This is a genomic window from Flavobacterium hungaricum (assembly GCF_015182285.1).
Taxonomy (GTDB): domain Bacteria; phylum Bacteroidota; class Bacteroidia; order Flavobacteriales; family Flavobacteriaceae; genus Flavobacterium; species Flavobacterium hungaricum.
Genome location: NZ_PRDM01000001.1, coordinates 1334302 through 1359414 on the forward strand (window position 1 = coordinate 1334302; position 25113 = coordinate 1359414).

Here is a 25113-nt window from a genome sequence, read left to right on the forward strand (position 1 = left end):
ACTTTTGAATTACAGCCAACGCGTTTAGTTATTTAATTATTAATTAAAAATACATGATGTACAATCTTTTTAAAAAGAGTTTTTTGGTCTTTTTCATATTTGGATTTTCCAGTTATGCCCAGGATTTAAAACTGCAATACAATCAGCCTGCGGTTGAATGGACAGAAGCGCTTCCAATTGGAAACGGAACACTCGGTGCAATGGTTTTTGGCAGAGTAGATTCTGAATTGATTCAATTAAACGAAGCGACTTTATGGAGTGGCGGACCTGTACAGAAAAATGTAAATCCGGATGCTTTCGGGAATCTGGCTTTGATCAGAGAAGCGCTTAAAGCAGAAGATTTTGATAAAGCCTATCATCTGACCAAAAATATGCAGGGCGCTTACAGCGAAAGTTTTATGCCTTTGGGTGATCTTTTGTTAACACAGGATTTGGGCGGAAAAAAAACTGATTATTATAACAGAAGTCTCGATATCCAAACCGGATTGGCAGTAACCAATTTTACGGTCGACGGCGTAAAGTACAAGCGAGAAATCTTTGCGTCGGCACCTGCGCAATGCATTGTAATGAAACTTTCGGCAGAGCAACTCAAAAAACTTTCTGTTACAATTGATGTTTCCAGTCTTTTAAAAAATCAAAAAGAAATACAAAATCAGTCTTTGGTTTTAAAAGGAAAAGCACCTTCTCACGCCGATCCCAATTATATTGATTACAATAAAGAACCAATTCTCTATGATGATGCAGCAGGATGCCGAGGCATGCGTTTTGAATTGATCGTAAAACCAATTGTAAAAGACGGAACGGTAAGTTATGAAGGAAACAAAATTGTAATTAAAAATGCTTCTGAAATAGTACTTTTCGTTTCGGCGGCAACCAGTTTTAACGGATTTGATAAATGTCCGGACAGTCAGGGAAAAGACGAACATGCAGCTGCAGAAAATCCGATCAAAAAAACATCAATTAAAAAGTATGATCATTTAGTTAAAGAACATCTTCAGGATTTTCAAAAATTCTTCAATAGAGTTTCTTTACAATTAAATGAAAAAGAGACGAATAAGTCCAATCTTCCGACAGATATTCGTTTGGAACAATATGCCAAAGGAGAAAAAGATTCCGGACTAGAAGCCTTATTTTTTCAATACGGACGCTATTTATTAATTTCTTCATCGCGTACACACAACGCACCGGCAAATCTGCAGGGAATCTGGAACAACAAGCTTCGCGCACCGTGGAGCAGTAATTATACCACCAATATCAATTTGCAGATGAATTACTGGCCGGTTGAATCGGCAAGTTTATCAGAATTGTTTTTTCCGCTTAACGATTTCATCAAAAATGTTTCGGTAACGGGAGCAGAAACTGCCAAAAGTTATTATCATGCCAACGGCTGGGTTTTGCATCATAATTCTGATATCTGGGCAATGACAAATCCTGTCGGCGATTTTGGAAAAGGTGATCCAATGTGGGCCAATTGGTATATGGGAGCCAACTGGCTGAGCAGGCATTTATGGGAACATTATGAATATACAGGCGATACAGCATATCTTAAAAAAGTATATCCGATTATAAAAGGCGCCGCCGAATTTAGTTTAGAATGGCTTCAGTTAGACCAAAACGGTTATTGGGTTACCATGCCATCGACTTCGCCGGAAAACAAATATTATTATGACGGAAAAAAAGGAGGCGTAGTGACAACTGCTTCTACAATGGACATTGGCATTATAAAAGATTTGTTCGAAAATACGGTCGAAGCTTCAAAAATTCTAAATATTGATGCTGATTTTAGACAAAAGGTAAACACGGCATCTGACAAATTACTGCCTTTTCAGATTGGAGCTAAAGGGCAGCTGCAGGAATGGTACAAAGATTTTGAAGACGAAGACCCGCACCACAGACATACTTCGCATTTGTACGCTTTGCATCCGGCTAATTTAATTTCACCTTTGAAAACTCCAGATTTAGCAAATGCTGCCAAAAAGACTTTAGAGCTTCGTGGCGACGACGGAACGGGCTGGAGTTTGGCCTGGAAAGTAAATATGTGGGCGAGACTTTTGGACGGAAACCATGCTTATAAATTATTCAAGAATCAGTTGAGGCTGACAAAAGATAATGATCCTAAATACAAACGGCAAGGAGGCTGTTATCCGAATCTTTTTGATGCACATCCGCCTTTTCAGATTGATGGAAATTTTGCCGGAACAGCAGGGGTAATCGAAATGCTGATGCAGAGCCAGAACAATGAAATTCATGTGCTGCCTGCTTTACCAGACGATTGGAAAGAAGGTGAAATTAAGGGAATTACCGCAAAAGGAAATTTCACTGTAAACATAAAATGGAATGACGGTAAAATGAGTCAGACCAAAGTTGTTTCAAATACTGGAGGAACTTGTAAAATAAGAGCTTCGGAGCCATTTGTGATTGAAAAACTGAATATCAAAAGCGAGAAATCATCTATTGGATATACGGCTGTAGTAGAGACCAAAAAAGGAGCTTCCTATATCATAAGTCCTCTTGAATAAATTTTCATTTTATAAACTAAAAAAATACCATAGTGTTTAAAAATAAGATCTTACTGCCCGTACTTTTTCTTTCGTGTTTTTCAGCATTCGCTCAAATCTCATTTGGTGACGCAAAGAAAATAAATGACAACTGGAAATTTAACCTTCAGGATGTTTCTGATGCTAAAAACGTCACTTTTGACGACAGCAAATGGAAACAAGTAAACGTACCGCACGACTGGAGTGTAAAAGGACAGCTGAGTCCGACTTTGGCAAGCTGTACAGGATATCTGCCAGGAGGAATTGCTTGGTACAGAAAAGCAATAAATATTCCGCAGAGCAAAGCGGGCGAAAAAGTGTATTTGTATTTTGAAGGCGTTTACAACAGAAGCGAAGTCTTCATAAACGGACATTCATTAGGAAAACGTCCAAACGGCTATATTTCGTTTGCTTATGATGCTACGGAATTTGTGAAATTTGGAAGTGAAAATATCATTTCGGTTCGTGTCGATCATAGTCAGAGCGCCGATTCAAGATGGTACAGCGGTTCTGGAATTTATAGAAATGTGTGGCTCGTATACGCAAATCCGGTTCATATTGCGCAATGGGGCGTGTATGCCTATCCGGAAGTACAAAACGGAAACGGAATTTTGAATGTTGAAGTAGAAGTAGAAAATAATACGGCTTCAAAAACAGCTTTAACCGTTGTAAATGAATTGTTTTTTAAAGGAAAATCTATTGCAAAAGCTGCTTCAAAAGTGGCGGTTTCGGTGAATGCAAAAGTAAAAATTACTGCTAAGATCAACGTTAAAAACCCGAAGTTATGGGATTTAGAAAATCCGAATTTGTATCAGCTGCAAACTACGGTTGTACAAAACGGAAAAGAAATCGATAAAACCGAAACACAGACAGGTTTTAGAAGTTTTTCATTCGACCCAAATAATGGTTTTGCCCTTAATGGAAAAGGAATGAAGATGAAAGGCGTTTGTCTGCACCACGATGCCGGCGTTTTAGGATCGGCAGTTCCAAGAGAAGTTTGGAAAACCAGATTAAAAACATTGAAAGAAATTGGGGTAAATGCTGTTCGCACCAGCCATAATCCGCAGGCGCCGGATTTCTATGAACTTTGTGATGAATTGGGTTTATTGGTTTTGAATGAAGCTTATGACGAATGGGAGTTTCCAAAACGTAAATGGCTGCAAGGCTGGAATTACGGGACGCCCGGCTATGAAGGTTCTTTTGATATTTTTGCTGATTGGGCAGAAAAAGATTTAGAAGATTTTGTGCGACGCGACAGAAACCACCTTTCGGTTTTTGCATGGAGTATTGGCAACGAAGTAGATTATCCAAACGATCCGTATTCTCATCCTGTTTTAGACAAAGGAAAAGATGGTTTCGGGCAGGCAACGTATGGAGGCTACAAAAAAGAGGCTCCCGATGCCATGCGCTTGGGAACAATTGCAAAACGTCTGGTCGCAGCGGTAAAAAAATGCGATAAGTCACGTCCGACAACAGCAGGTTTAGCTGGAGTAGCCATGTCTAATGAAACAGAATATCCGGGCGCTTTGGATATTACCGGATATAATTATACCGAAAGCAAATACCAGTCGGATCACGAAAAATATCCAAACAGAGTGATTTACGGAAGTGAAAATACACACGATATGCAGCCTTGGCTCGCAGTTAAAAACAACAAACATATTTTCGGGCAGTTTCTCTGGACAGGAATTGATTATCTGGGAGAATCGGGAAGATGGCCGTCAAGAGGATTTTATTCTGGTTTGGTTGATTTTGCCGGTGTTATCAAACCGCGAGGGTATTTCCGTCAATCGTTATGGTCAGATAAACCCATGATTTATTTGGGAACGTATCCGTTAACAAATGAAAAAGATATTTCTAAAGATGCGTGGTCCATCTGGAATTACGAAGAAGGGCAAAAAATACGTGTGGTTTGTTATACCAACGCCTCAAAAGCCCGATTAGAGCTGAATGGAAAAACAGTAGGCGAAACAAAATTATACGATGAAAAAACCGGAATTATCTATTGGGATATTCCATACGCATCAGGAAAATTAGAAGCCGTTGGATTGGATCAAAACGATAAAGAAGTAAGTCGTTACACAGTCAATTCGACGCAGCAGCCTTTTGAATTAACGATTGCTGCTAAAAATAGTACCATCAGTAAAGACAAAGGTGTAGCCAAAATCATGGTTCAGGTAAAAGACCAAAACGGACTTTCGGTTATGCTTTCAGACAATGAAGTAACTTGTACGATTTCAGGTTCTGGAACTTTATTAGGTTTAGAAGCAGGAAACAATAGCGATATGACCGATTATACTGACAATGTTCAGCGCGTTTTTCACGGACACATTGCGGCATACATTCAGGCAAACGGCGATTTGACAGAACCAATTAAAGTGAAATTCACAAGTCCGTGGTTAAAACCTGTTGAAGTCATTATTAATGTCCAATAATTTGTGAAGATACCGTAAAGGTTTTTAAACCCCTGTAAAAATGTCCCATCGGGACATCTCATCGGTAGGCAGGACATATTTATAGACCCCCCGTAAAATGTCCCATCGGGACATCTCATCGGTAAAACAAATGTTTATAGAGAGAAGAACCCCAGCGGGGTAACATGCCGCTCCGCAGGAGCTTTTAATACAAATAGATAAAATCAGCTGTACGTATAACGCTCTTCCAGAGCTTAATGTCCATAGAGACAATTCATCGGAATCTTATGAAAAATAAAATCACACTGGCATTGGGAATCGTTTTGGTTTCGATTGCTTCTTATTCTCAGAATAAAACTTTTCAAAAAGAAGAATTTAAACAATGGGCACAAACACCGCCAATGGGCTGGAACAGCTGGGATTGTTACGGACCAACAGTCGAAGAACATGAGGTAAAAGCCAATGCCGATTATATGGCAAAGGAGCTTAAGAAATTTGGGTGGGAATATGTAGTGGTTGACATTCGATGGTTTGTCGAAAATGATAAAGCAGGAGGTTACAACCAAACCGATCCGCGATATGTAATGGATCAATATGGAAGATATCTTCCGGCTGTAAACCGTTTTCCCTCTGCGAAAGACGGACAGGGTTTTAAGCCTTTAGCCGATTATATTCATAAAAAAGGATTGAAATTTGGCATTCATATCATGCGTGGAATTCCGAAAAAAGCGGTTGAAAACAAAATGCCGATAAAAGGAACAAACGGAATTACCGCAGATCAAATCTATTCTACTGCTATGCAGTGTGAATGGCTGCGAGATAATTATACCGTTTTGGCCGACCAACCAGGCGCACAGGAATATTATGATTCTATTTTTGAATTGTATGCACAATGGGGTGTAGATTTCATTAAAATCGATGATTTATCGAGACCGTATCACGAAGGCGAAATCAATTTAATTCGAAACGCCATTGACAAATGCGGGCGTAAAATTGTCCTAAGTACTTCGCCGGGAGAAACGCCAATTTCGGCAGCTTCGCATGTAAGCACGCATGCTAATATGTGGCGTATGGTAGACGATGTCTGGGATACATGGCCGCACATCACGCATCTAATGGATGTAGCTCAAAAATGGTATCCGTATATCGCGCCGGGAACCTGGCCGGATTGTGATATGATTCCGTTAGGAAGAATTTCAATAAGAGGCGAACGCGGAAAAGACCGAATGACGCGTTTGACAAAAGACGAACAATATACTTTAATTACGTTTTTCAATATTTTTAAATCGCCCTTGTTTTTTGGCGGTGATATGCCTAGTAATGATGCTTTTACGCTTTCATTATTAACGAATAAAGAAGTGGTGAAAATGCATAACGAAAGCACACATGTAAAACAGCTTTTTCAGAAAGACGGGAAAATTGCAGTCACTTCAAAAGCAAAAGACGGAAGTGTCTACCTCGCATTATTTAATATTGCAGATAATGATTCTCAAAAGGTATCCGTAAATCTTTCAGATCTTGGAATTTCAGGTTCTGTTGACATTTTAAACATGTGGACAGGCGAAAAATCAAAAGTAACATCAACCGAAATTGGTGCTGATTTAAAACCGCACAGTACTGTTTTGTACCAATTAAAAAGTAAAAAATAATGAAAAGATTGTTTTACTATTTTCTGATAGTATCGACTATTTTTAGTCCGTTGAAAGCTCAAAATACAGCAGGTGGAATTCCGCCTGTTCTTGCTGAAAAAGATCTGACGGCTTATTTATTCGTTTATTTTATCGGAAATAAAGTTGAAGAAGAAGCGGTTAATTATGCCGTAAGTACAGATGGTTATCATTATTACAGTCTCAACAATAACAAACCCATTTTAGACAGTAAAGCAATCAGTTCAACGGGAGGCGTTCGCGATCCGCATATACTACGAGGCGAAGACGGCAGAACATTTTATATGGTTCTGACCGATATGACTTCATCAAAAGGCTGGGACAGTAATCGTGCAATGGTTTTGCTGAAAAGCACCGATTTGGTTAACTGGGAAAGCAGTGTCGTTAACATTCAAAAAACATTTTCGGGAAATGATGATTTGAAACGAGTTTGGGCGCCGCAGACTATTTACGATGTAAAAGCGGGTAAATACCTGATTTATTTTAGTATGAAACATGGCGATGAGCCGGATAAAATCTATTACGCTTATGCGAATGCAGATTTCACGGCTTTAGAAAGTGCCCCAAAACTGCTTTTTGTTCCAAAATCAAAAGGCGCTTGTATTGATGGCGATATTATTTGGAAAGACGGGGTTTATCATCTTTTTTATAAAACAGAATCGGAAACGGCAGGAATAAAAACAGCTGTAACAACCGATTTAACTTCTGGAAATTGGACTGAAAACGATCATTATCTACAGCAGACCAAAGAAAAAGTAGAAGGTTCGAGTATTTTTAAACTCAATAATTCGGATGAATATATTTTAATGTACGATTTGTATTCAAAAGGGAAATATCAATTTACGAAAACCAAGGATCTCGAAAACTTTACCGTTATAGACAATGCTGTTTCAATGGATTTTAAACCGCGCCACGGAACCATTCTCCCGATAACGCGTTCTGAATTAAAGAGAATTATGGCCAAATGGGGAACGCCTTCACAGCTTCCAAAAATAAATAATAATCCCGTTTTAGAAGGTTATTACGCTGATCCTGAAATTCTGTATTCAAACAAAACCAAAAAATATTATATCTATCCTACAACTGACGGATTTACCGATTGGTCGGGTTATTATTTCAAAACATTTTCATCTGATAATCTGGTAGATTGGAAGGATGAAGGCATCATTCTGGATCTTAAAAAAGATATTTCGTGGGCAAACCGAAACGCCTGGGCTCCTTGCATTGTAGAGAAAAAGATCAAAGGAAAATACCAATACTTCTATTATTTTACAGCCGCACAGAAAATTGGAGCTGCAGTTTCGGATCATCCAACCGGACCTTTTAAAGACAGCGGCAAAGCCATTGTTGCCGCAAGACCAGAAGGTATAAAAGACGGTCAGGAAATTGACCCCGATGTTTTTACAGATCCCAAAACGGGAAAAAGTTATTTGTATTGGGGAAATATGTACATGGCCGCCGCTGAATTAAATCCGGATATGGTTTCGCTAAAAGAAGGAAGTACAAAAATAATTGCCGTAGACAAAACTTTCCGCGAAGGCACTTATGTCATTTACAGAAACGGCAAATATTATTTCTTTTGGAGTGAAGACGATACGAGAAGTCCAAACTATAAAGTGAGATACGGGATTTCAGATTCACCGCTCGGGCCTCTTGAAATTCCTCAAAATAATATTGTTATTCAGGGAATTCCAAAACTGGGAATTTATGCAACGGGACATAATTCAGTTTTACAGATTCCTGGAAAAGACGAATGGTATATGGTGTATCACAGGTTTTCATATCCAACTGGAATTAAAATGGGACGTGCAGGCGGTTTTCATCGAGAGGTTTGTATTGATAAACTCGAGTTTGATGCAAATGGCAGTATAATAGAAACGATACCGACTTTTGAAGGTATCAAGACTTTGAAATAAAAGATTGGATTTATAATTAACCAATAAAACTCTTTTTTTGCCAATTGCATCAAAAGAGTTTTTATTTTTTAGCAGCTTTATTTCTAGAGGTGGAGTGATTTTTAGAATTCACCGCAGCATTTTGTGGCAGAAAGGGGATCAAGTCCAGATGATGAAATTAACGCGAGTTTTTTCCATTGGCGTTTTTTTTCTTAACCATAATCTGCTCATGATTCCCAATCGAGTATTATTTTACCAATATGGTTTCCGTTTTCCATAGATTTGTGAGCGCTCACGACATCTCGGTAAGAAAATGTTTTGTAGATAACAGGTCTGAATTTTTCATTTTCAATTAAAGGCCACACATTTTTAAATACCTCTTGTGCTAATCGTTTTTTGTAGTTGTAATCTCTTGCACGCAGCGTACTTCCCGAAATCGTGAGACGTTTTAGCATCAACTGCCAGATATCAAGTGTTACATTTTTACCATTTTCTGCATTAATGTGAATAAGTCTTCCATCTTCGTTTAAAATATTCAGATTCTTTTGAAAATAAGTTCCCGCAATCATATCCAGAATAACATCTACACCTTTGTCTTTTAAAATTTCTTCAAAGTCTTCTGCTTTATAATTAATGCAAAGAGCAGCGCCTAATTCATAGCAGTATTGTGCTTTTTCTTCTGAGCCAACAGTAGTTATAACTTTTGAACCAAAAGCATGGGCGATTTGTATGGCTGTAATTCCGATACCGCTGCTGCCTCCGTGAACCAGCAAAGTTTCGTCTGGTTTTAATTTTCCACGTTCAAAAATATTAGACCAGACTGTAAAAACCGTTTCGGGCAGACTGGTGGCTTCTATAAAATTTAATCCTTTGGGAATGGGTAAACACTGGCCTTCTTCTACAGTAACATACTCGGCATAACCTCCTCCGGGAAGCAGCGCACAAACGGCATCGCCTTTTTTCCATTGGGTAACTTCCGGACCGCATTCTACAATAATACCCGATACTTCAAGACCTGGGATTTCATTAGAAGTACTGTCTGGAGCAGCATATTTTCCTTCACGCTGTAAAATATCACTTCTGTTAAGACCAGAAGCTTTTACCTGAATCAATACTTCATTTTTGGAAGGAATTAAATCAGGAACTTCGGTTACCTGCAAAACTTCAGGTCCTCCAAATTTTGAGATTGTAATAGCTTTCATAATCTAATTTTTTAAAAAGGTAGATTATATTTTCCAAATAATGCTTTGTTCTCGATACTTTTTGCAAACAGCGGTGTTTCTTCATGGTTATGCGCATCAGAAGCATCTTGTCTTGCTTTTGCGGCATCGGCTAAAGAAATTCCGTGTTGTTTTATGAAATCTAAAAATTCAGAAGTGGCAGTGGCATGAATGGTATTGGTAAATTGGGTTGTTTTATCATCTATTTTATCTGCTTTCAATTCCCAAAGAACCTGAACCTTAGATCTTCCGCCTGCGGTAATGGTATCAGAAATGGAGAGCATTCGGCAATAATCAGCGCGATATTCGTCAAAAATATAATGCTGTACCACAAGCGCTGTTCCTACATATTCTACATTGATAGACATAGGAATACCTTCAAAATTAGAGGTTATTCCGGCGGCAATGTGGTTAACAGAGCAGCGTTGGTATTCTGCATCAGGCAAATTAAGCAGCCAGTCGGCGATATTAATTTTTTCAATTGGAGCATTCATGACTGCAGAGACAGTTGATGCTGATAATGCGTTTTCGGGTGTTTGTAAAATTTCCATCTTTTGTGTTTTTTAAATTAACTTATGTCAAAGTTCTGCAATATAAACCAATCGTGGAAATGATATTTTTAGATCAAATCAATCGAAATTTTCGATTTAGAATTGTACTTTTATAAAAAATTAAAGAAAATGGAACTTCGTCAATTAAAATACTTTGTCCGCGCGGCAGAACTTTTAAATTTCACTCAGGCTGCAGATGATTTATACATTACACAAAGTACATTATCCCATCAGGTAAAAGAATTAGAAAATTCACTGACTGTTCTTCTTTTTGACAGGGTAGGAAAGCGTGTCCAGCTTACAGAAGCGGGAGAAATTATGCTGGATTACGCCCGAAAAACAATTCGTCAGGCAGAAGAAGGAAAGCAGGTTTTAATGGATTTGAATAACTTAAAAACCGGGAAAATAACTATTGGATCGACTTACGGTCTGGTAAATTTACTGCTTCAAACCATTACGGAGTTTAACGAAGAATTTCCGGAGATTAAAATTCAGGTTGTTTTAGCTTCTACTTCGGACCTGATGCAAAAAATACGCTCGTATGAAATTGATTGTATGCTTTCATTTATGCCTTCGTCTGCCGATAATCAGCTTGATATAATGCCATTATTCTCTGCAAATCTTTCTTTGATTCTTCATCAATCGCATCCTTGGAGCAAGCTTAAAAAAATAGGACTTCAAAAAATAACCGAATTGAATTTAGTGCTGCCGTCTCCCAGTTACAGCATCAGAAATTTTCTGGACGAAACGCTTAAAACAAACAATATCAAACTTGACGCAAAAATAGAGATTAATGATATTCATAGTGTATTAGAACTGGTTAATACAAAGAAATGGCATACTATATTAATGAATTCTTCTTTGTTTGACTTTTCTGAACTTATTGCAGTGCCTATTGAAGGTAAAAATATGAGCCGTGAAGCAACCCTAATATTTCCTTCGGGTGTTTACCGTAAAGCTTCATTGGTTCTTTTTCATAATTTAATAAAGAAAAAAGCGGCCATGAAATTTCCTTAAGAGTATATTGTATAGTTGATCTTTTTGAGTTTCGTATGGGATCAAGACATGCGGCATCTGATCGGCAAAAAAAAAGCACCTGTCTCAGACAGGTGCTTTAGTTATAAACTAGTTCTATAGTATGTTATGCTACAATTACGTTTACTGCGTTTGGACCTCTTCGGCCTTCTTCGATGTCGTATCGAACTGAATCATTTTCACGGATATTCTCTGAGAGACCTGAAACATGAACAAAAACCTCGTTTCCACCATTATTAGGTGTTATAAATCCAAAACCTTTTTCTTCATTGAAGAATTTTACTGTACCTTCCTGCATGTTAAATATTTAATTTGCTCAAATGTAATCTATTAAATATTAGCAAACGTATAAATGAATTTTAATTATGGTTTCCTTAACGTTCGTCAGTAAGAACTATTTTTCATACAATAGCAGAAAGAGGAGCCGCAGGGCGGTATTTTTATCTGGACAGTTTCTACAAACAATTTTGCTGGAAAAACTGCTGGATAAAACCGATAGTGCGCTTAAAAATTACAAGAAAAAGTAGAGATGTCTCTGACTGCCAGCTTTTTTTCGGTAAGATTTCCTTTTTGCAGCTATTTATTTTAGCCCCTTTTTGTGATCGTTTTTTAATCGCGTATTATGGGAATTGTAAAACAATTATGAGCTTGCATGTAACATTCTGAACGCTGAGAATAGATAGATTCGTTGCTTAAAATAAACTGTCACCATGGAAGGAAATTTACAGCTTTTAAAAGATATTGTAGATCACACGCCTCTGCCTATTGGGGTATATACAGGCAGTGCGCTAAAGATAGAATTGGCCAATCCCGCCATGATCAAAACCTGGGGAAAGGGGGATCAGGTGATTGGAAAAACCTATCTTGAGGTGCTTCCAGAAATCCAAAAGCAGCTTATTTTTGATCAGGCACTACAGGTCTATAATACTGGTATTCCTTTTCATGCCAAAGACAAAAGAGTAGACCTTGTGGTGGAGGGTGAGGAAAAAACTTTTTATTTCAATTACAGTTTTATTCCTTTATTGGATTCAGAAGGGCATGTATATGGAGTCATGAACACAGGAATGGACATAACCGACCTGCATATGGCCAAAGAAAGGGTGCAGAGTTCTGAAGAGCAGCTTCGAATGTCTATAGAGGCTTCGGGTATGGGCACTTATGAAATAGATCTTGTGACCCAGAACATTCTGACTTCGGGTAATTTTAGTTCCATCTGGGACAAGGATGAGAATATAACCAAAGAAAAAATCATTTCAAGACTTCATCCTGATGACATCTCGGTGAGGGAGCAGGCGCACCGTGATGCGGAGAGAACGGGTTTGATCTCTTATCAGGCCAGAATAATCAATTCCGACCAGTCTTATCGCTGGATTAATATCAGCGGCAAAATCATAAAAGACGAGCAGGAGCAGCCTGTTAAGATCACGGGGATTATTGAAGATATCGGACACCGAAAAGCCTTGGAGGAACAGCTGCGACAAGAGGCTGCAGAGAGTACAGAGAAGCTCCGCCGTTCTAATGAGGAGCTGCAGCATTTTGCCAATCTTGTCAGCCATGACCTCAGGGAGCCTGTGCGTAAGGTCAAAACCTTTATCAGCAGAATGAGAAGTGAGGTGCAGTCGGAGTTCAGCGATCGTTTTGAATGGTACATCGGAAAAATAGAACACTCAGCCCAGAGGATGCAAAATGTTATCGAGGGCATATTGGCCTATTCGAGTGCCGATAAGAAAAAACAGCCTGTAGAACCTATTGATCTCAATGAAGTGCTGGAGGACATCAAGACCGACCTTGAGCTGGTGATAGAGGAAAAAAATGCGGTTTTCATCAGTTCGGAGCTGCCACAGATACAAGGTGCCAGAATACTGATCCAGCAGCTTTTTTATAACCTGGTGCACAACGCCCTGAAGTTTTCCAGAGCAGAGGTGCCGCCAAGGGTGATTATCGGCTGCAGTATTGTACAGGATCCGAAAGGGGACTGGGTGGAAGTGCGAATTGAGGATAATGGTATCGGGCTTGATAATGCGTACAGTGAAAGAATATTTACGGCCTTTGAGCGCCTGCATTCTAAGGACGAATATGAAGGCAGCGGGCTCGGGCTTTCGCTCTGCCGAAAGATCGTACAACGGCATGGCGGGACCATAAGGGCATCTGGTGATAAGGATAACGGCTCTACATTTACCGTACTGCTGCCTCTGCAACAGGAAAACAGCACTATTTAAGGTGCTGCTAAGATAAAAGCTTCATAGAAATTGGAGCTTTTTTTGTTTTACCTAATTATAAAAAGCAGGGAGATTTTATCAGATCTGAAGTTTCAGGAAAAAAAGTGTGAAATGTCAAATAGTAAACTATACAATCTAATTTTCTTATACAAGTTCCCATCTATCAGAGAGATTCTTTTTCAAGGCTGTTACTTAGTTATTGTTAAGCAGTGGTCAAAAATTTCTGACCTATTGCATGGTTTATGTTGATAGTATATTTTTGATTTTGATGACAGTACTTGCTAGACAAAATAAGAACAGTCTAATGTACTGCTGAATCGTAAATAAATAAAATTATGAAATCGAATAAACTTGAGAAAATGAGCTTTGAAGAGCTTACAAAAAAAAAAGATCAAATTAAAGGCATTGCCATAGCATGCGGGGTAGTTTATATTTTGTCAATTATTCTTTTACTGTACTTATCAATCACGAAGGGATTTGCTAAACTTCCCATTGCCGTATATATTCCGCTTTTCGGATTCCCAGGTTCTTTGATGCCTCTTATGGTCTATTTAATCTCTCTAAATAAGGAGATTAAGTCACGAGGATGAGCCTTTGCTGCATGTCTGGAAGTTATTAAAAAAGTACAGCAGGAATATCTGCTGTTGCACCGTTTGCATTGAAGGTGGAGGTCGCCCAAAAACTTTGGACTTTAAGCGAAGAATTGAGAAATATAAAGTTTATAATTTAATGTATAAAGAAATAAGGTCCAAATAATTGGGCCTTATTTCTTTTTTTACCTTTACATTAATATGCATTTTTTTCCGAGAAACAGACTGGCTGCTGAACAGAGCGGTCATGCAATAGAGTCAGGCACACCTCAGCAACAGACACCAATAGGCCAGCCATGTAATTAATTTTATTATGAAAACAGCATTATATATATTTTTGGCAGTACAGTTATTTTTAAGCTGCTCTGCAGTGAAGAGGGTCAATCCCCCTCTTAATGATTATATTTCAAGTTTAAATTTGAAAGATTCAGACACTGTTATGATTATTCAGGAAAAAATTAACAGCAATGCAGCTATTGCTATTTTTAAAGGCAGAACTGTTTATTATGAAGGTATTGACAAATATGTGAAAACAGAAGGAGTTGACGCTCCTTTATACGATGAGAAAAGCTGGGAGAAAATGAAACGGAAATATAAAAATAAAAATACTTCCGAACATTGGTTGAAAGACGATTACTGGAACTTAAATGATTTCAAACATCAAAATATTATTTTTATAAAACAGGCAGATTTTCCTAACCCGGGCAGATATGAAAAATTTGATTTTAAAGAACGTTACAGGGTTTTTTCGTTTTCTGATCTAATGTATTACAAAAATAATAAGTATGCTGTTTTTGCTGTAAAATCAACTACGACAGACTATAAAAATATTGATGAGACTTTTATATTAGTTATGGAAAAGAAGAACGGCAGATGGACCGTTATTCAAAAAGTAGGGGATGGCATATATAGGTAATCTACAGTTTTTTTGGTATTATTCTCTAAAGTAAATCTTGAAAAATTAGGCAGTGAATATCGTGTAAATATGTTACTATAAGATCACCTCTTTTTCTGGCAGTAATGAGTATCAGGTGGTTATTATGAAAAAAGAAAGAAAACTGAATTGTTAATTGGAGACTATATCTATTATTGAATTTTTTAATAAAATAAACGTCAAATAGAATATTTACTAGGTCGTGAAAAGAGACGCCAATTGAAGACAATTGGCGTCTTTTGGCTTTGAATGACTCAACAGGACAAATTTCAACTTTTTCATGGATGATTTTAAGATATTAAATTACTGGTATATAGAGAGTTATGTCTCGTAAAAAGTAATATTCTAAAAATATATTACAAAAATGAACAGTGTTCAAAAAAAATATATACATTTGCAATGAAAATTATACTTATGAGTGTAGCAGATAGAAAAGCGAGAGAAAAAGAAGCCTTGAAAGCCTTGATTTTAAAAGGAGCAAAAAAGCTTTTTTTAGAGAAAGGAATAGAGCAGACCACCATTAGAAATATCGCTGATGAAATAGATTATAGCGTTGGGACGGTTTATGTTTATTTCAAGGATAAAAATGATATTCTGCACAATTTGCATTCTATTGGATTTCAAGATCTTGGGAATTGTTTCCAAGAGTTATTCACAATTGAAGATCCAATGGAGAGATTAAGAAAAATGGGGATTGTATACATCAAGTTCGCAATCGAGAATCAGGAAATGTATGATTTGATGTTTAATCTTAAAGCACCTATGGAATTTCTTGAAAAATCTGACAGCGATTTTTGGGATGAAGGCATCGAAACTTTTGGCCTGGTTAAAAAAACCGTAGAAGAATGCATCAATAAAGGACATTTTGAAGGCCATGATGTAGAATCACTGTCATTTATGATTTGGAGTCTTGTACACGGAATGTGCTGTCTTGAAATCAGGCAGAGAACAAAAGGTGTCAAATTTGCCAGCCCTGATACTATCCTCTTTGACGGATACAATGCTTACTTGAAAATAATAGATAAATTATAATTTTTTTTTGGCCAAAAAAATGAACACTGTTCAAATAATAAACAATGTAATAAAATGAAAAAAACACTAATTCTAATTGCAATTTTACTTGGGTATCATGGATATTCCCAAAATAAATTAGACGGCTACATCGAGACCGGATTAAAAAATAATGAGATCATCAAGCAGCATAACTTTGACATTAACAAAAGTATGTATGCCTTGAAAGAAGCACATTCACTTTTCTATCCCAGCGTTTCCCTAAATGCCAACTACACGAAAGCTGACGGCGGAAGAACAATAGATATTCCTATCGGCGATATGCTGAATCCGGTGTACAGCACATTAAACCAGCTGACTAATTCTAATGCTTTTCCGGCTTTGCAAAATCAGTCAGTTCTCATAAATCCTGATAATTTTTATGATGCCAGAATTCACACTACAATGCCATTGCTGAATTTTGAAATCATTTACAACAAGAGAATTAAAAAACAGCAAAATTCCCTGCAGATAATTGAACTGGAGATTTACAAAAGAGAGCTGGTTAAGGAAATAAAAATTGCTTACTACAAATACCTCCAGTCAAAGGAGGGAATTAAAATTTATGAGGAAGCTTTAAAACTGGTTAAAGAAAATCAGAGAGTGAACCAATCCCTGTTTAAAAATGAAAAAATAAACCGCACTGCAGTTCTGCGCAGTGATAATGAGGTAATCCGCATAGAAGCAAATCTGGAAACTGCAAAACAGGCTAGCAATAATGCAAAGTCCTATTTCAATTTTCTGATCAATCAGAAATTGGATACCGAAATAGAAACTGATTATCAAAATGAGCTGCTGCCTACTACCATGGTCAGTGAGAATACCCATAATAGGGAAGAACTTGCAAAACTTGGTATAGTTAAAGAGCTTAACGGCAGTGTAAGCAAGCTGACAGAATCGTATTGGTTTCCAAAATTAAGTGCTTTTGCTGATTTTGGTTTTCAGGATTTTGATTTTGAAGTAAATAAGGACTCCCGCTATTATTTCGCAGGAGTGGGGTTAGAATGGAATATTTTTTCGGGCAACAAAAATAAATTCAAACTCAAACAGGTAGCAAAAGATACTCAAAAAATAAATTCCCAGATTGACAATGTAAAACAGCAGCTGCTGCTTCAGTTTCAAGTTACACAAAACAATTTGAAATCAGCTTTGGAACAATTTAATGCAGATAAAAACCAAAAAGAGTCAGCCAGGAAATATAATGAGGATATAACCAAATTATACAAAGAAGGGCAGGCCATCTATATTGAACTTCTGGATGCTCAGAATCAATGGGTAAATGCCCAGCTCAATACTAATATAGCACTTTATAATTCGTGGATAGCTTATGCAGAATTAGAAAGAGCCAACGCAACTTTTACCTTAAACCAATAAAAAATTAAGATCATGAACAAATCAATAATTATTTCCCTATTTGTATTACCTCTTTTCTACGCCTGCAAAGAAGAAAAAAAAGAACACACAGCTTTTGAAACTGCAGATGTGATTTCCATTAAAACTGCAGCAGCCGAATCTATGGCGCTTACTAAAAATATAAGCGCATCAGGATTGGTAACAACAGAAAATCAAGGCAATTACTCGTTTAAAATTGGCGGAGTGGTCACCCATATTTTTGTTGAAGAAGGACAGTTTTTCAAAAAAGGACAGCTTCTGGCCACTTTAGACGCAACCGAAATCGGTTCAGGCCTGAATCAATCCGAACTGAATGTTAAGAAATACGAACGTGATTATACAAGGGCTTTAAACCTTTATAAAGACAGCGTATATACTTTAGAACAGCTTCAAAACACAAAAACGGCTCTTGACATTGCCAAAAAACAGAAAGATGCTGTTGCTTTTAATGCCCGTTATTCAAAAATTTATGCCGCGGCCGATGGTTTTGTAACTTCAAAAATTGCTAATGCAGGTGAGGTTGTGGGGGCAGGATCTCCAATTCTGGCAATAAACGAAACCCGCCAAAACAGCAATTATCTGCTGAAAGTCGGTTTGACAGACCAAGAATGGGCAGCGGTAAAAATAGGTCAGAAGGCCGCTGTCACCCTTGACGGCTATCCTGACGAAAGCTTTGAGGCCTCTGTTTTTAGAAAGTCGCAGGCGGCAGATGCTGCATTGGGTTCGTTTCAGGTAGAACTAAAACTGAATATGAAAAACAGCAAACCAGCGGTAGGAATGTTTGGAAAGGCAGAGATTAAAGCCGATAAAGCCGAAGATTTTATCGTAATTCCGTATAACTCACTTATTGAAGCCGACGGTAACAAAGCTTTTGTATTTGTCGTAGAAAACAACAAGGTAAAACGCCAGCCTATTACGATTACTAAATTCGACAATGACAAGGTGTTAGTAAAGGACGGACTTCAAAAAACAGACCAGATAGTTATTTCCAACAGTGCTTATCTCAACGAACAATCAACTATCAAAATCATTAAATAATCTTATACCATGAAGATAACAAACTTTTCCGTTAAGAATTATCAGTTCACACTGATTCTAGCTCTATTAGTTGCTGTGGTAGGGGTTCTTACCTTATTGACAATGCCAAGATCGGAAGATCCTTCAACACATCCGCCGCAATATCTGATTACCGTTATTTATCCCGGTACGAGTCCAAAAGATATGGAAGAACAGGTCGTAAAACCTATTGAAAATAAGATTTACGGATTGGAAAATATCGAAAAAATACTAACAACGGTAGAAGATGGTGTAGCCGCTTTTCAGGTAAAATTCAAATACGGAGTGGATATTGATAATAAATATCAGGAAATATCTACCGAAATGAATGCCCTTAAAAACAGCGGACTTCCGAAAGATATTTATCAGATAAAAACCGAAAAAAATTCGTCTTCTGATGTGAAAATTCTTCAGGTAGCCTTGGTTTCCGAAAATGCATCCGACAAAAAAATGCGCGATGAAGCAGATAAACTAAAAGCAAAAATTGAAAAAATAACCAATCTTAAAGAAGTCAATTACTCGGGAATTCCAGAACAGGAAATCAGGGTGGATTTGAATTTGGAAAAATTGGCACAATTAAAAATTCCATTAAACGTAGTGATGGGAAGTCTGCAAAGTGAAGCTGCCGATATTCCCGGCGGAAGTATTGACTTGGGGACCAAAGTATTCAACGTAAAAACAAGCGGCAAATTCAAAAATGCAGCTGATGTTGCCAATACGGTGGTTTACAATGCCAACGGAAAAATCATCTACATGAAAGATGTAGCCGAAGTAAACTATAAATCTGAAGTTGTAAATCATATCACCAGAATTAACGGCCACCGATGCGTTTTGGTTACTGCCGGAATGAAAGACAATGTAAACATCAGCGATGTTCAAAAAGAATATTTGCCGCTAATAGAGGCATTTTCTAAAGAGCTTCCTGCTAACATCAAACTAATAAAAAACTTTGACCAAGCCGATATGGTATCAAGCCGTTTAGGCCATTTGGGTTTTGATTTTGGTTTAGCTATTCTTTTGGTTGTTATCACCTTGGTGCCGCTGGGAGGGAGAGCCTCTCTAATCGTAATGATATCCATCCCTTTATCATTGGCTTTAGGGTTAATTGCAATGAATGCTTTGGGATATTCTTTAAACCAATTAAGTATTGTGGGGCTGGTAGTTGCTTTAGGATTGCTCGTTGACGACAGTATTGTGGTGGTAGAAAATATTGAACGCTGGCTGCGTGAAGGACATTCTAAAATGGATGCCGTTTTAAAAGGAACAAAACAGATAGGTATTGCTGTTGTAGGTACTACCGCTACTTTGGTTATAGCCTTTATACCATTGGCTTTTCTTCCGGATATGGCAGGTGAGTTTCTCCGAAGTCTGCCTATGGCGGTTATCACCAGTGTATTGGCCTCTATGATTGTGGCGTTGACATTGGTTCCGTTTTTGGGAAGCCGCTTTTTAAAAACGCACGATCACGCTGAAGGAAACATCTTTCTTCAATATTTGCAAAAGTTCCTTACCCGAGCCTACAGGGATATTATGCCAAAAGCATTGAAATTTCCAAAAACGACTATTGCCATTTCTTTGTTTTTAAGTGTCATAGCGTTTGGATTGTTTTCGGCGGCCGGATTTAAATTGTTCCCAACTTCAGAAAAACCAATGTTTTTAATCAACATCAAAATGCCTCTTCAAGCTAATATTTCTGAAAGTGACAGGGTAACAAAACTGGTGGAAAAAGAATTGAAAAACCACAAAGAAATTGTGTATTTCACTTCAAATGTGGGACACGGAAACCCTCAGATTTACTACAACGTGCATCCTCAGGACAGAAAATCTGATTTTGCCCAGATTTTCGTGCAGTTGGACGATGAAGCAAAACCTTCGGCTAAGACTAGTCTTATTCAAGAATTACGCGAAAAATTTAAAACGATTCCTTATGCTAAAGTAGAGGTAAAAGATTTTGAACAAGGACCACCATTAGAAGCCAATATCGTAGTGCGATTATTCGGCGAAGACCAGGCGGTTTTACGCAAGTTATCTTCTCAGGTAGAAACTATCTTGAGAAATCAGGAAGGTACAGTTTACATCAATAACGAGTTGAATACCTATAAAACCGATATCAAAGTAAAGATTAATAAAGAAAAAGCGAGAACCTTAGGCGTACTGACCAGTGAGGTTGATAAAGTAATTCGACTAGCTGTTGCCGGTTTAACAGTTGGAGATTATATAGACGACCGTGGAGATGCAAGAAACGTAACCATTACTTTACCAAGGGATAAGTTTTCGAATCTTGATGCACTGAAAAATTTATATGTAAACAATGTTCAGGGAACACCGATTGCATTGAATCAAATTGCAGCGGTATCTTTTGAAACAGCACCAACGGCCATAAACCACTTTAATAAATCTCCCTTTTCAAAAGTCAGTGCCATGACAAAAGATGGTTATTTAGCAAATGACCTGCTGGTACATATTATACCAAAATTGGATAAACTTGAAATGCCAAAAGGGTATTATTACAAACTATCCGGAGAAAAAGAATCAGAAGGTGATGCTTTGGGAGGTAATTTTCTTTCTGTAATTATTTTAAGCACGTTCTTATTTATTGCTGTTTTACTGCTTCAGTTTAAAACATTTAAAGGGATTATTATTGTTATGTCCATCATTCCTTTAGGTATTTTGGGAGGCGTATTATTTTTAATAGCATCAGGAAATCCAATGTCATTGGTTTCTATTATTGGTTTTATTGGATTGTCGGGAATTCAGGTCAAAAACTCCCTTCTTCTGGTCGATTTTACAAATCAATTGCGACAAGAAGGAAAGTCTATTGACGAAGCGATTGCTATTGCAGGCGAAACCCGTTTTCTTCCGGTAGTCTTGACATCCGTTACCGCAATCTGTGGTTTGATTCCGCTGGCGGTGAATCCCAATCCCCAAATATCTCCATTGGCGATTGTATTAATTGGAGGACTTATAAGTTCAACAATTCTTGCCAGAATTGTAACACCGGTAATGTATAAATTGATTCCGCCAAGGATCGAAAGTAATTAATCATTGATCTTTTTTAAATTTTAATGAAATGAAAGATAACAGAAATTTTGACGTAATTATAGTTGGCGGAAGTTATGCAGGACTTTCGGCAGCAATGTCTTTGGGACGAGCATTAAGAAATGTCCTGATCATTGACAGTGGTCTGCCTTGTAATAGGCAGACTCCACATTCACATAACTTCTTGACGCAGGATGGAATAGCGCCAGCTGTTATCGCGGATAAAGCAAAGAAAGAAGTTTTGAAATACGACACTGTAAAATTCGTAACGGACCTTGCCGTTAGTGGAAGGAAAACCGATAAAGGATTTGAGATTTCAACACAATCCGGAAAAGTATTTGCTGCAAAAAAACTCATTTTTGCAGCAGGTTTAAAAGACAGCATGCTAAAAATTGAGGGATTCTCTGAATGCTGGGGAATCAGTGTACTTCATTGCCCGTATTGCCACGGCTATGAAGTAAAGAATCAAAAAACAGGGATTTTGGCAAATGGATATGGTGCATTTCATTTATCCCGGCTCATTCGCAACTGGACAAAGGATCTGACTCTGTTTACCAATGGAAAATCGGAATTGACACAAGAGCAGACCGATGAAATCAAAAGGCACAATATTTCAATAGTTGAAAAGGAAATCACCTCATTGAAACATAAAAACGGTGTTGTTGAAGAAATAATTTTTTCAGACCATTCAAGTTTTGAATTGGAAGCTATCTATTCAAGACCTCCTTTTGAACAGCACTGTAAAATTCCTGAATTATTAGGTTGTGAACTGACAGACCAGGGACTTATCAAAGTTGATGGATTTCAGCAGACTACTGTGGAAAATATATTCGCTTGTGGAGACAGTACCAATCCTATTCGTGCGGTATCATACGCTGTATCGACAGGGAATAATACAGGGGTATTCTTAAATAATGCAATGACAGAAGAAGATTTTTCAAAATAATAATTGTCGCGTGCTGGGTCTGGTATTATGGTTCTTACCCGGCGCGGCATCAGTAAAGTCCACCAATAATGGGCTTGGTTAACATAGGTTTCTGTAGGGACATTCAGAAATTTCTATAATAATGACTTTTATAGAAACTGCTTATTTACCGTTATATTTTCACCCCATTTAATATAGAATAAATATTTCGGTAAATAAACAGCCTAACATAAATCAGTTTAATATTTTTTCCAAATTACCACGGAAATACCTCACCAGATTGAGAAAAAGTTCCTGTTGGGCCATTATCCTCCAGCAAAGCTAATGCAACGCCTGTTTTTGCACCTTCTTCTGGTGTAAGCGGCGCCTGATCTGATCCAATAGATGTTTTAACCCATCCCGGACTTGCTGCGTTTACTTTAATATTGGTTGCCTTAAGTGCATTTGCAAGGAAAACCGTAAATTGGTTCAATGCAGTTTTAGAAGCACTGTACGCATAAGGTTTTAATTGATACAGCCAATGATTTTCATCAAGATGAACTCCAAATGAACCAGATAAACTGCTGATATTTACAATACGGCCTGCATCACTTTTTTTAATTAGCGGCAACATTGCCTGGGTCAGTTCGACTGTACCAAAGTAATTGATATCAAAGGTGTCACGAAGTGTTTTCATAGGTACCGATTCTACATTATTGCCGAACCACTCACCGTCAAGAAACACTGCGGCGTTATTGACCAAAATGTCCAATACACCATATTGGTTTTCAATATAGCTTGTAACGGCCGCGATATCTTCTGAATTACTGATGTCCAGTTTTACGTAGGTAACCTCTAACGACAAATCACGTAAAGCCGCTTCTGCCTTTTTTCCTTCGGTTTCATTTCTGGCTCCTAATAAAACTTTAATGTTCTTTTGTGCAAGTTGTTTTGCTGTTTCAAAACCAATGCCTTTATTGGCACCGGTCACTAATGCTATCTTTGTCATTTTTATTAATTAAAATTAGAAGACAAAGGTCGCGCTAATGGCATTTCGGAATATAACGTAATTAAAACCAATCCTTACCCAAATCAAACTTTTTAGTTTAAAAAGTGCAATAAGGGTTACTCTCTTTTTAATTTTCTATAATCTGTAGGAGCTGCTTTAGTATGCTTTTTGAAAAATGTATTAAAGTGGGAAGGCTCTTCAAAGCCTAATGAATTTGCAATCTCTGCAATATTCCAGTTGGTTAGTTTCAGTAGAATCTTTGCTTCCTGCTCAATCCGTGCATTAATGATATCGCTGACGGTTCTTCCTTTTGACAGCTTCACCTGACGGTTTAAATAATTGGGATGCAGCGATAAATGTTCTGCGAATTCACCGGCAGTTTTTAGTTTAATAACATCTTGCGGATTGTCGATAGGAAATTGTGATTCTAATAATCTTATAAAGGAACAGGCTATCTCTTCAGTGGTATTATTTTTCTTAATGTAGGACGCGGCAGGGTCAAGCTTTTGGGCATTAAAAATAAGTTCAAGAAGGTAGTTGCGCTGTAAACTTTCTTTATAGTGACCGTTATCGCGCTTTTCATCGAAAATCTTAGCATAAATGGCTGTAAAATTTTCGGCTTGTTCATCGGTCAGCGAATAAATATTTTGTCTGCCTGGTTTGTATATTGGAAATTCCAGCAAACGGTAACCACTATTATTTTTAGTTATAAACTCTTCTTTGAAAATACAGCTGATACCTTTATAAATTCCAGTTACGGTATCAATACCAAAAGGAATTTTGGAAGTTGTAAATAGCAGCGTATTGCCCGTTAACTCAATTTTTTCATCTTCAAATTCAATATGATAATCTCCTTGTAACAAGGTGGCTGTGTAGAATGTCTTTCGGGAATAATTGAAGGAAAAAAAGTGATTATTATCCAAATTACTTAAATCGAGAATTTCAAAATTATCGACAAAACTCATCACGTTTTCTGATGTACGATCCACAATGTTTTTAAGTTCCATAATTTAGTTTGCTTGTGCTAATTTAATAAAAATCTGTTTGCTGGGATCTTTGTGACAGCCCTTTTTCTGTTGTCAGCGATGTTAAGGTCAATTAAGTGACTGTCTAACATTGTATTTTTAAAATTCCTATGAAGCAATGTTTTGCTTGAAATTATTTTTACATTTTATTCCAACCTCTAAGCTTTGCAGTGTATTTTTGCAGGTTATGCACTTATTTCTTTTTTAACTAAAAAAACATATTTTAATTAATTAAAAAATAAAAAACTCAATATTAACAGTTTCCCATTTTAATAACGTTATATTTGATCCATTAAATACATTAAAATGCAAGAAGGTACAGTAAAATTTTTCAATGAAGAAAAGGGATTCGGATTCATAACTCCTAACAATGGAGGGGCCGAAATTTTTGTTCATGCTTCAGGTCTATCAGAAAACATCCGTCAAGATGATGCAGTTCGATATGACATCGAAGAAGGCCGCAAAGGTCCAAACGCAGTAAACGTAGTTATAGCATAAACATACTATCACAGTTAACTTATATAAAGGCACCTCTAATCAGGTGCCTTTATTTTTTGTTTTGGATATAAAATATAG

At 37.4% G+C, this 25113-nt stretch carries 19 protein-coding genes; 14 read left to right on the forward strand and 5 right to left on the reverse strand.

What is annotated here, in order from left to right:
• The first annotated feature begins 53 nt into the window (after nucleotides 1-53).
• The 4 genes from C4F50_RS05730 to C4F50_RS05745 all read left to right on the forward strand — a co-directional run bounded on the left by C4F50_RS05730 (nucleotide 54) and on the right by C4F50_RS05745 (nucleotide 8534).
• A complete protein-coding gene (locus C4F50_RS05730; RefSeq protein WP_193845455.1) occupies nucleotides 54-2519 on the forward strand; it encodes a glycoside hydrolase family 95 protein in 2466 nt (821 codons plus the stop codon).
• A 32-nt stretch (nucleotides 2520-2551) separates the two neighbouring features.
• A complete protein-coding gene (locus C4F50_RS05735; RefSeq protein ID WP_193845456.1) occupies nucleotides 2552-4972 on the forward strand; it encodes a glycoside hydrolase family 2 TIM barrel-domain containing protein in 2421 nt (806 codons plus the stop codon).
• A 266-nt stretch (nucleotides 4973-5238) separates the two neighbouring features.
• Nucleotides 5239-6600 carry a glycoside hydrolase family 27 protein gene (locus tag C4F50_RS05740; protein ID WP_193845457.1) on the forward strand — a complete coding sequence of 454 codons (1362 nt, stop codon included), beginning with the start codon at nucleotides 5239-5241 and terminating at the stop codon, nucleotides 6598-6600.
• Entirely contained in the window at nucleotides 6600-8534 is a 1935-nt protein-coding gene (locus C4F50_RS05745; RefSeq protein WP_193845458.1) for a glycoside hydrolase family 43 protein, read from the forward strand. Before C4F50_RS05740 ends, C4F50_RS05745 begins: the two co-directional genes overlap by 1 nt.
• 206 nt (nucleotides 8535-8740) lie before the next feature.
• Here C4F50_RS05745 and C4F50_RS05750 read toward each other — a convergent pair whose 3' ends face one another.
• Both C4F50_RS05750 and C4F50_RS05755 read right to left on the reverse strand, forming a co-directional pair.
• On the reverse strand, nucleotides 8741-9715 hold the full coding sequence (locus C4F50_RS05750) for an NAD(P)H-quinone oxidoreductase (RefSeq protein ID WP_193845459.1): 975 nt from the start codon (nucleotides 9713-9715) through the stop codon (nucleotides 8741-8743).
• An 11-nt stretch (nucleotides 9716-9726) separates the two neighbouring features.
• Nucleotides 9727-10284 carry a hypothetical protein gene (locus tag C4F50_RS05755; protein WP_193845460.1) on the reverse strand — a complete coding sequence of 186 codons (558 nt, stop codon included), beginning with the start codon at nucleotides 10282-10284 and terminating at the stop codon, nucleotides 9727-9729.
• Between the two features lie 129 nt (nucleotides 10285-10413).
• Here C4F50_RS05755 and C4F50_RS05760 point away from each other — a divergent pair, with 129 nt between their 5' ends.
• Entirely contained in the window at nucleotides 10414-11301 is an 888-nt protein-coding gene (locus C4F50_RS05760) for a LysR family transcriptional regulator (RefSeq protein WP_193845461.1), read from the forward strand.
• Between the two features lie 124 nt (nucleotides 11302-11425).
• On the opposite strand, the gene C4F50_RS05765 is transcribed toward C4F50_RS05760, so the two are convergent.
• Entirely contained in the window at nucleotides 11426-11617 is a 192-nt protein-coding gene (locus C4F50_RS05765; RefSeq protein WP_113678581.1) for a cold-shock protein, read from the reverse strand.
• A 412-nt stretch (nucleotides 11618-12029) separates the two neighbouring features.
• On the opposite strand from C4F50_RS05765, the gene C4F50_RS05770 reads away from it, so the two are divergent.
• From C4F50_RS05770 to C4F50_RS05805, 8 genes are all read left to right on the forward strand, one after another.
• A complete protein-coding gene (locus C4F50_RS05770; protein ID WP_193845462.1) occupies nucleotides 12030-13538 on the forward strand; it encodes a PAS domain-containing sensor histidine kinase in 1509 nt (502 codons plus the stop codon).
• Nucleotides 13539-13873: 335 nt separating this feature from the next.
• A complete protein-coding gene (locus C4F50_RS05775) occupies nucleotides 13874-14128 on the forward strand; it encodes a hypothetical protein (RefSeq protein WP_193845463.1) in 255 nt (84 codons plus the stop codon).
• A gap of 313 nt (nucleotides 14129-14441) precedes the next feature.
• Nucleotides 14442-15044, forward strand: a complete 603-nt coding sequence (locus C4F50_RS05780; protein WP_193845464.1) for a hypothetical protein — start codon at nucleotides 14442-14444, stop codon at nucleotides 15042-15044.
• A gap of 417 nt (nucleotides 15045-15461) precedes the next feature.
• Complete coding sequence (locus tag C4F50_RS05785) at nucleotides 15462-16094, forward strand: TetR/AcrR family transcriptional regulator (protein WP_228011961.1); 633 nt, start codon at nucleotides 15462-15464, stop codon at nucleotides 16092-16094.
• A 54-nt stretch (nucleotides 16095-16148) separates the two neighbouring features.
• Nucleotides 16149-17486 carry a TolC family protein gene (locus C4F50_RS05790; protein WP_193845465.1) on the forward strand — a complete coding sequence of 446 codons (1338 nt, stop codon included), beginning with the start codon at nucleotides 16149-16151 and terminating at the stop codon, nucleotides 17484-17486.
• A gap of 12 nt (nucleotides 17487-17498) precedes the next feature.
• Nucleotides 17499-18542 carry an efflux RND transporter periplasmic adaptor subunit gene (locus tag C4F50_RS05795; RefSeq protein WP_193845466.1) on the forward strand — a complete coding sequence of 348 codons (1044 nt, stop codon included), beginning with the start codon at nucleotides 17499-17501 and terminating at the stop codon, nucleotides 18540-18542.
• A 9-nt stretch (nucleotides 18543-18551) separates the two neighbouring features.
• On the forward strand, nucleotides 18552-21602 hold the full coding sequence (locus C4F50_RS05800; protein ID WP_193845467.1) for an efflux RND transporter permease subunit: 3051 nt from the start codon (nucleotides 18552-18554) through the stop codon (nucleotides 21600-21602).
• A gap of 28 nt (nucleotides 21603-21630) precedes the next feature.
• Complete coding sequence (locus C4F50_RS05805) at nucleotides 21631-22545, forward strand: NAD(P)/FAD-dependent oxidoreductase (protein WP_193845468.1); 915 nt, start codon at nucleotides 21631-21633, stop codon at nucleotides 22543-22545.
• 235 nt (nucleotides 22546-22780) lie between these two features.
• Here C4F50_RS05805 and C4F50_RS05810 read toward each other — a convergent pair whose 3' ends face one another.
• Nucleotides 22781-23512 carry an SDR family oxidoreductase gene (locus C4F50_RS05810; protein ID WP_193845469.1) on the reverse strand — a complete coding sequence of 244 codons (732 nt, stop codon included), beginning with the start codon at nucleotides 23510-23512 and terminating at the stop codon, nucleotides 22781-22783.
• Nucleotides 23513-23628: 116 nt separating this feature from the next.
• Nucleotides 23629-24519: a helix-turn-helix domain-containing protein gene (locus C4F50_RS05815; RefSeq protein ID WP_193845470.1), complete on the reverse strand. Its 891-nt coding sequence runs from the start codon at nucleotides 24517-24519 to the stop codon at nucleotides 23629-23631.
• 324 nt (nucleotides 24520-24843) lie between these two features.
• Here C4F50_RS05815 and C4F50_RS05820 point away from each other — a divergent pair, with 324 nt between their 5' ends.
• Nucleotides 24844-25035, forward strand: a complete 192-nt coding sequence (locus tag C4F50_RS05820) for a cold-shock protein (RefSeq protein ID WP_193845471.1) — start codon at nucleotides 24844-24846, stop codon at nucleotides 25033-25035.
• The last annotated feature ends 78 nt before the right edge of the window (nucleotides 25036-25113 follow it).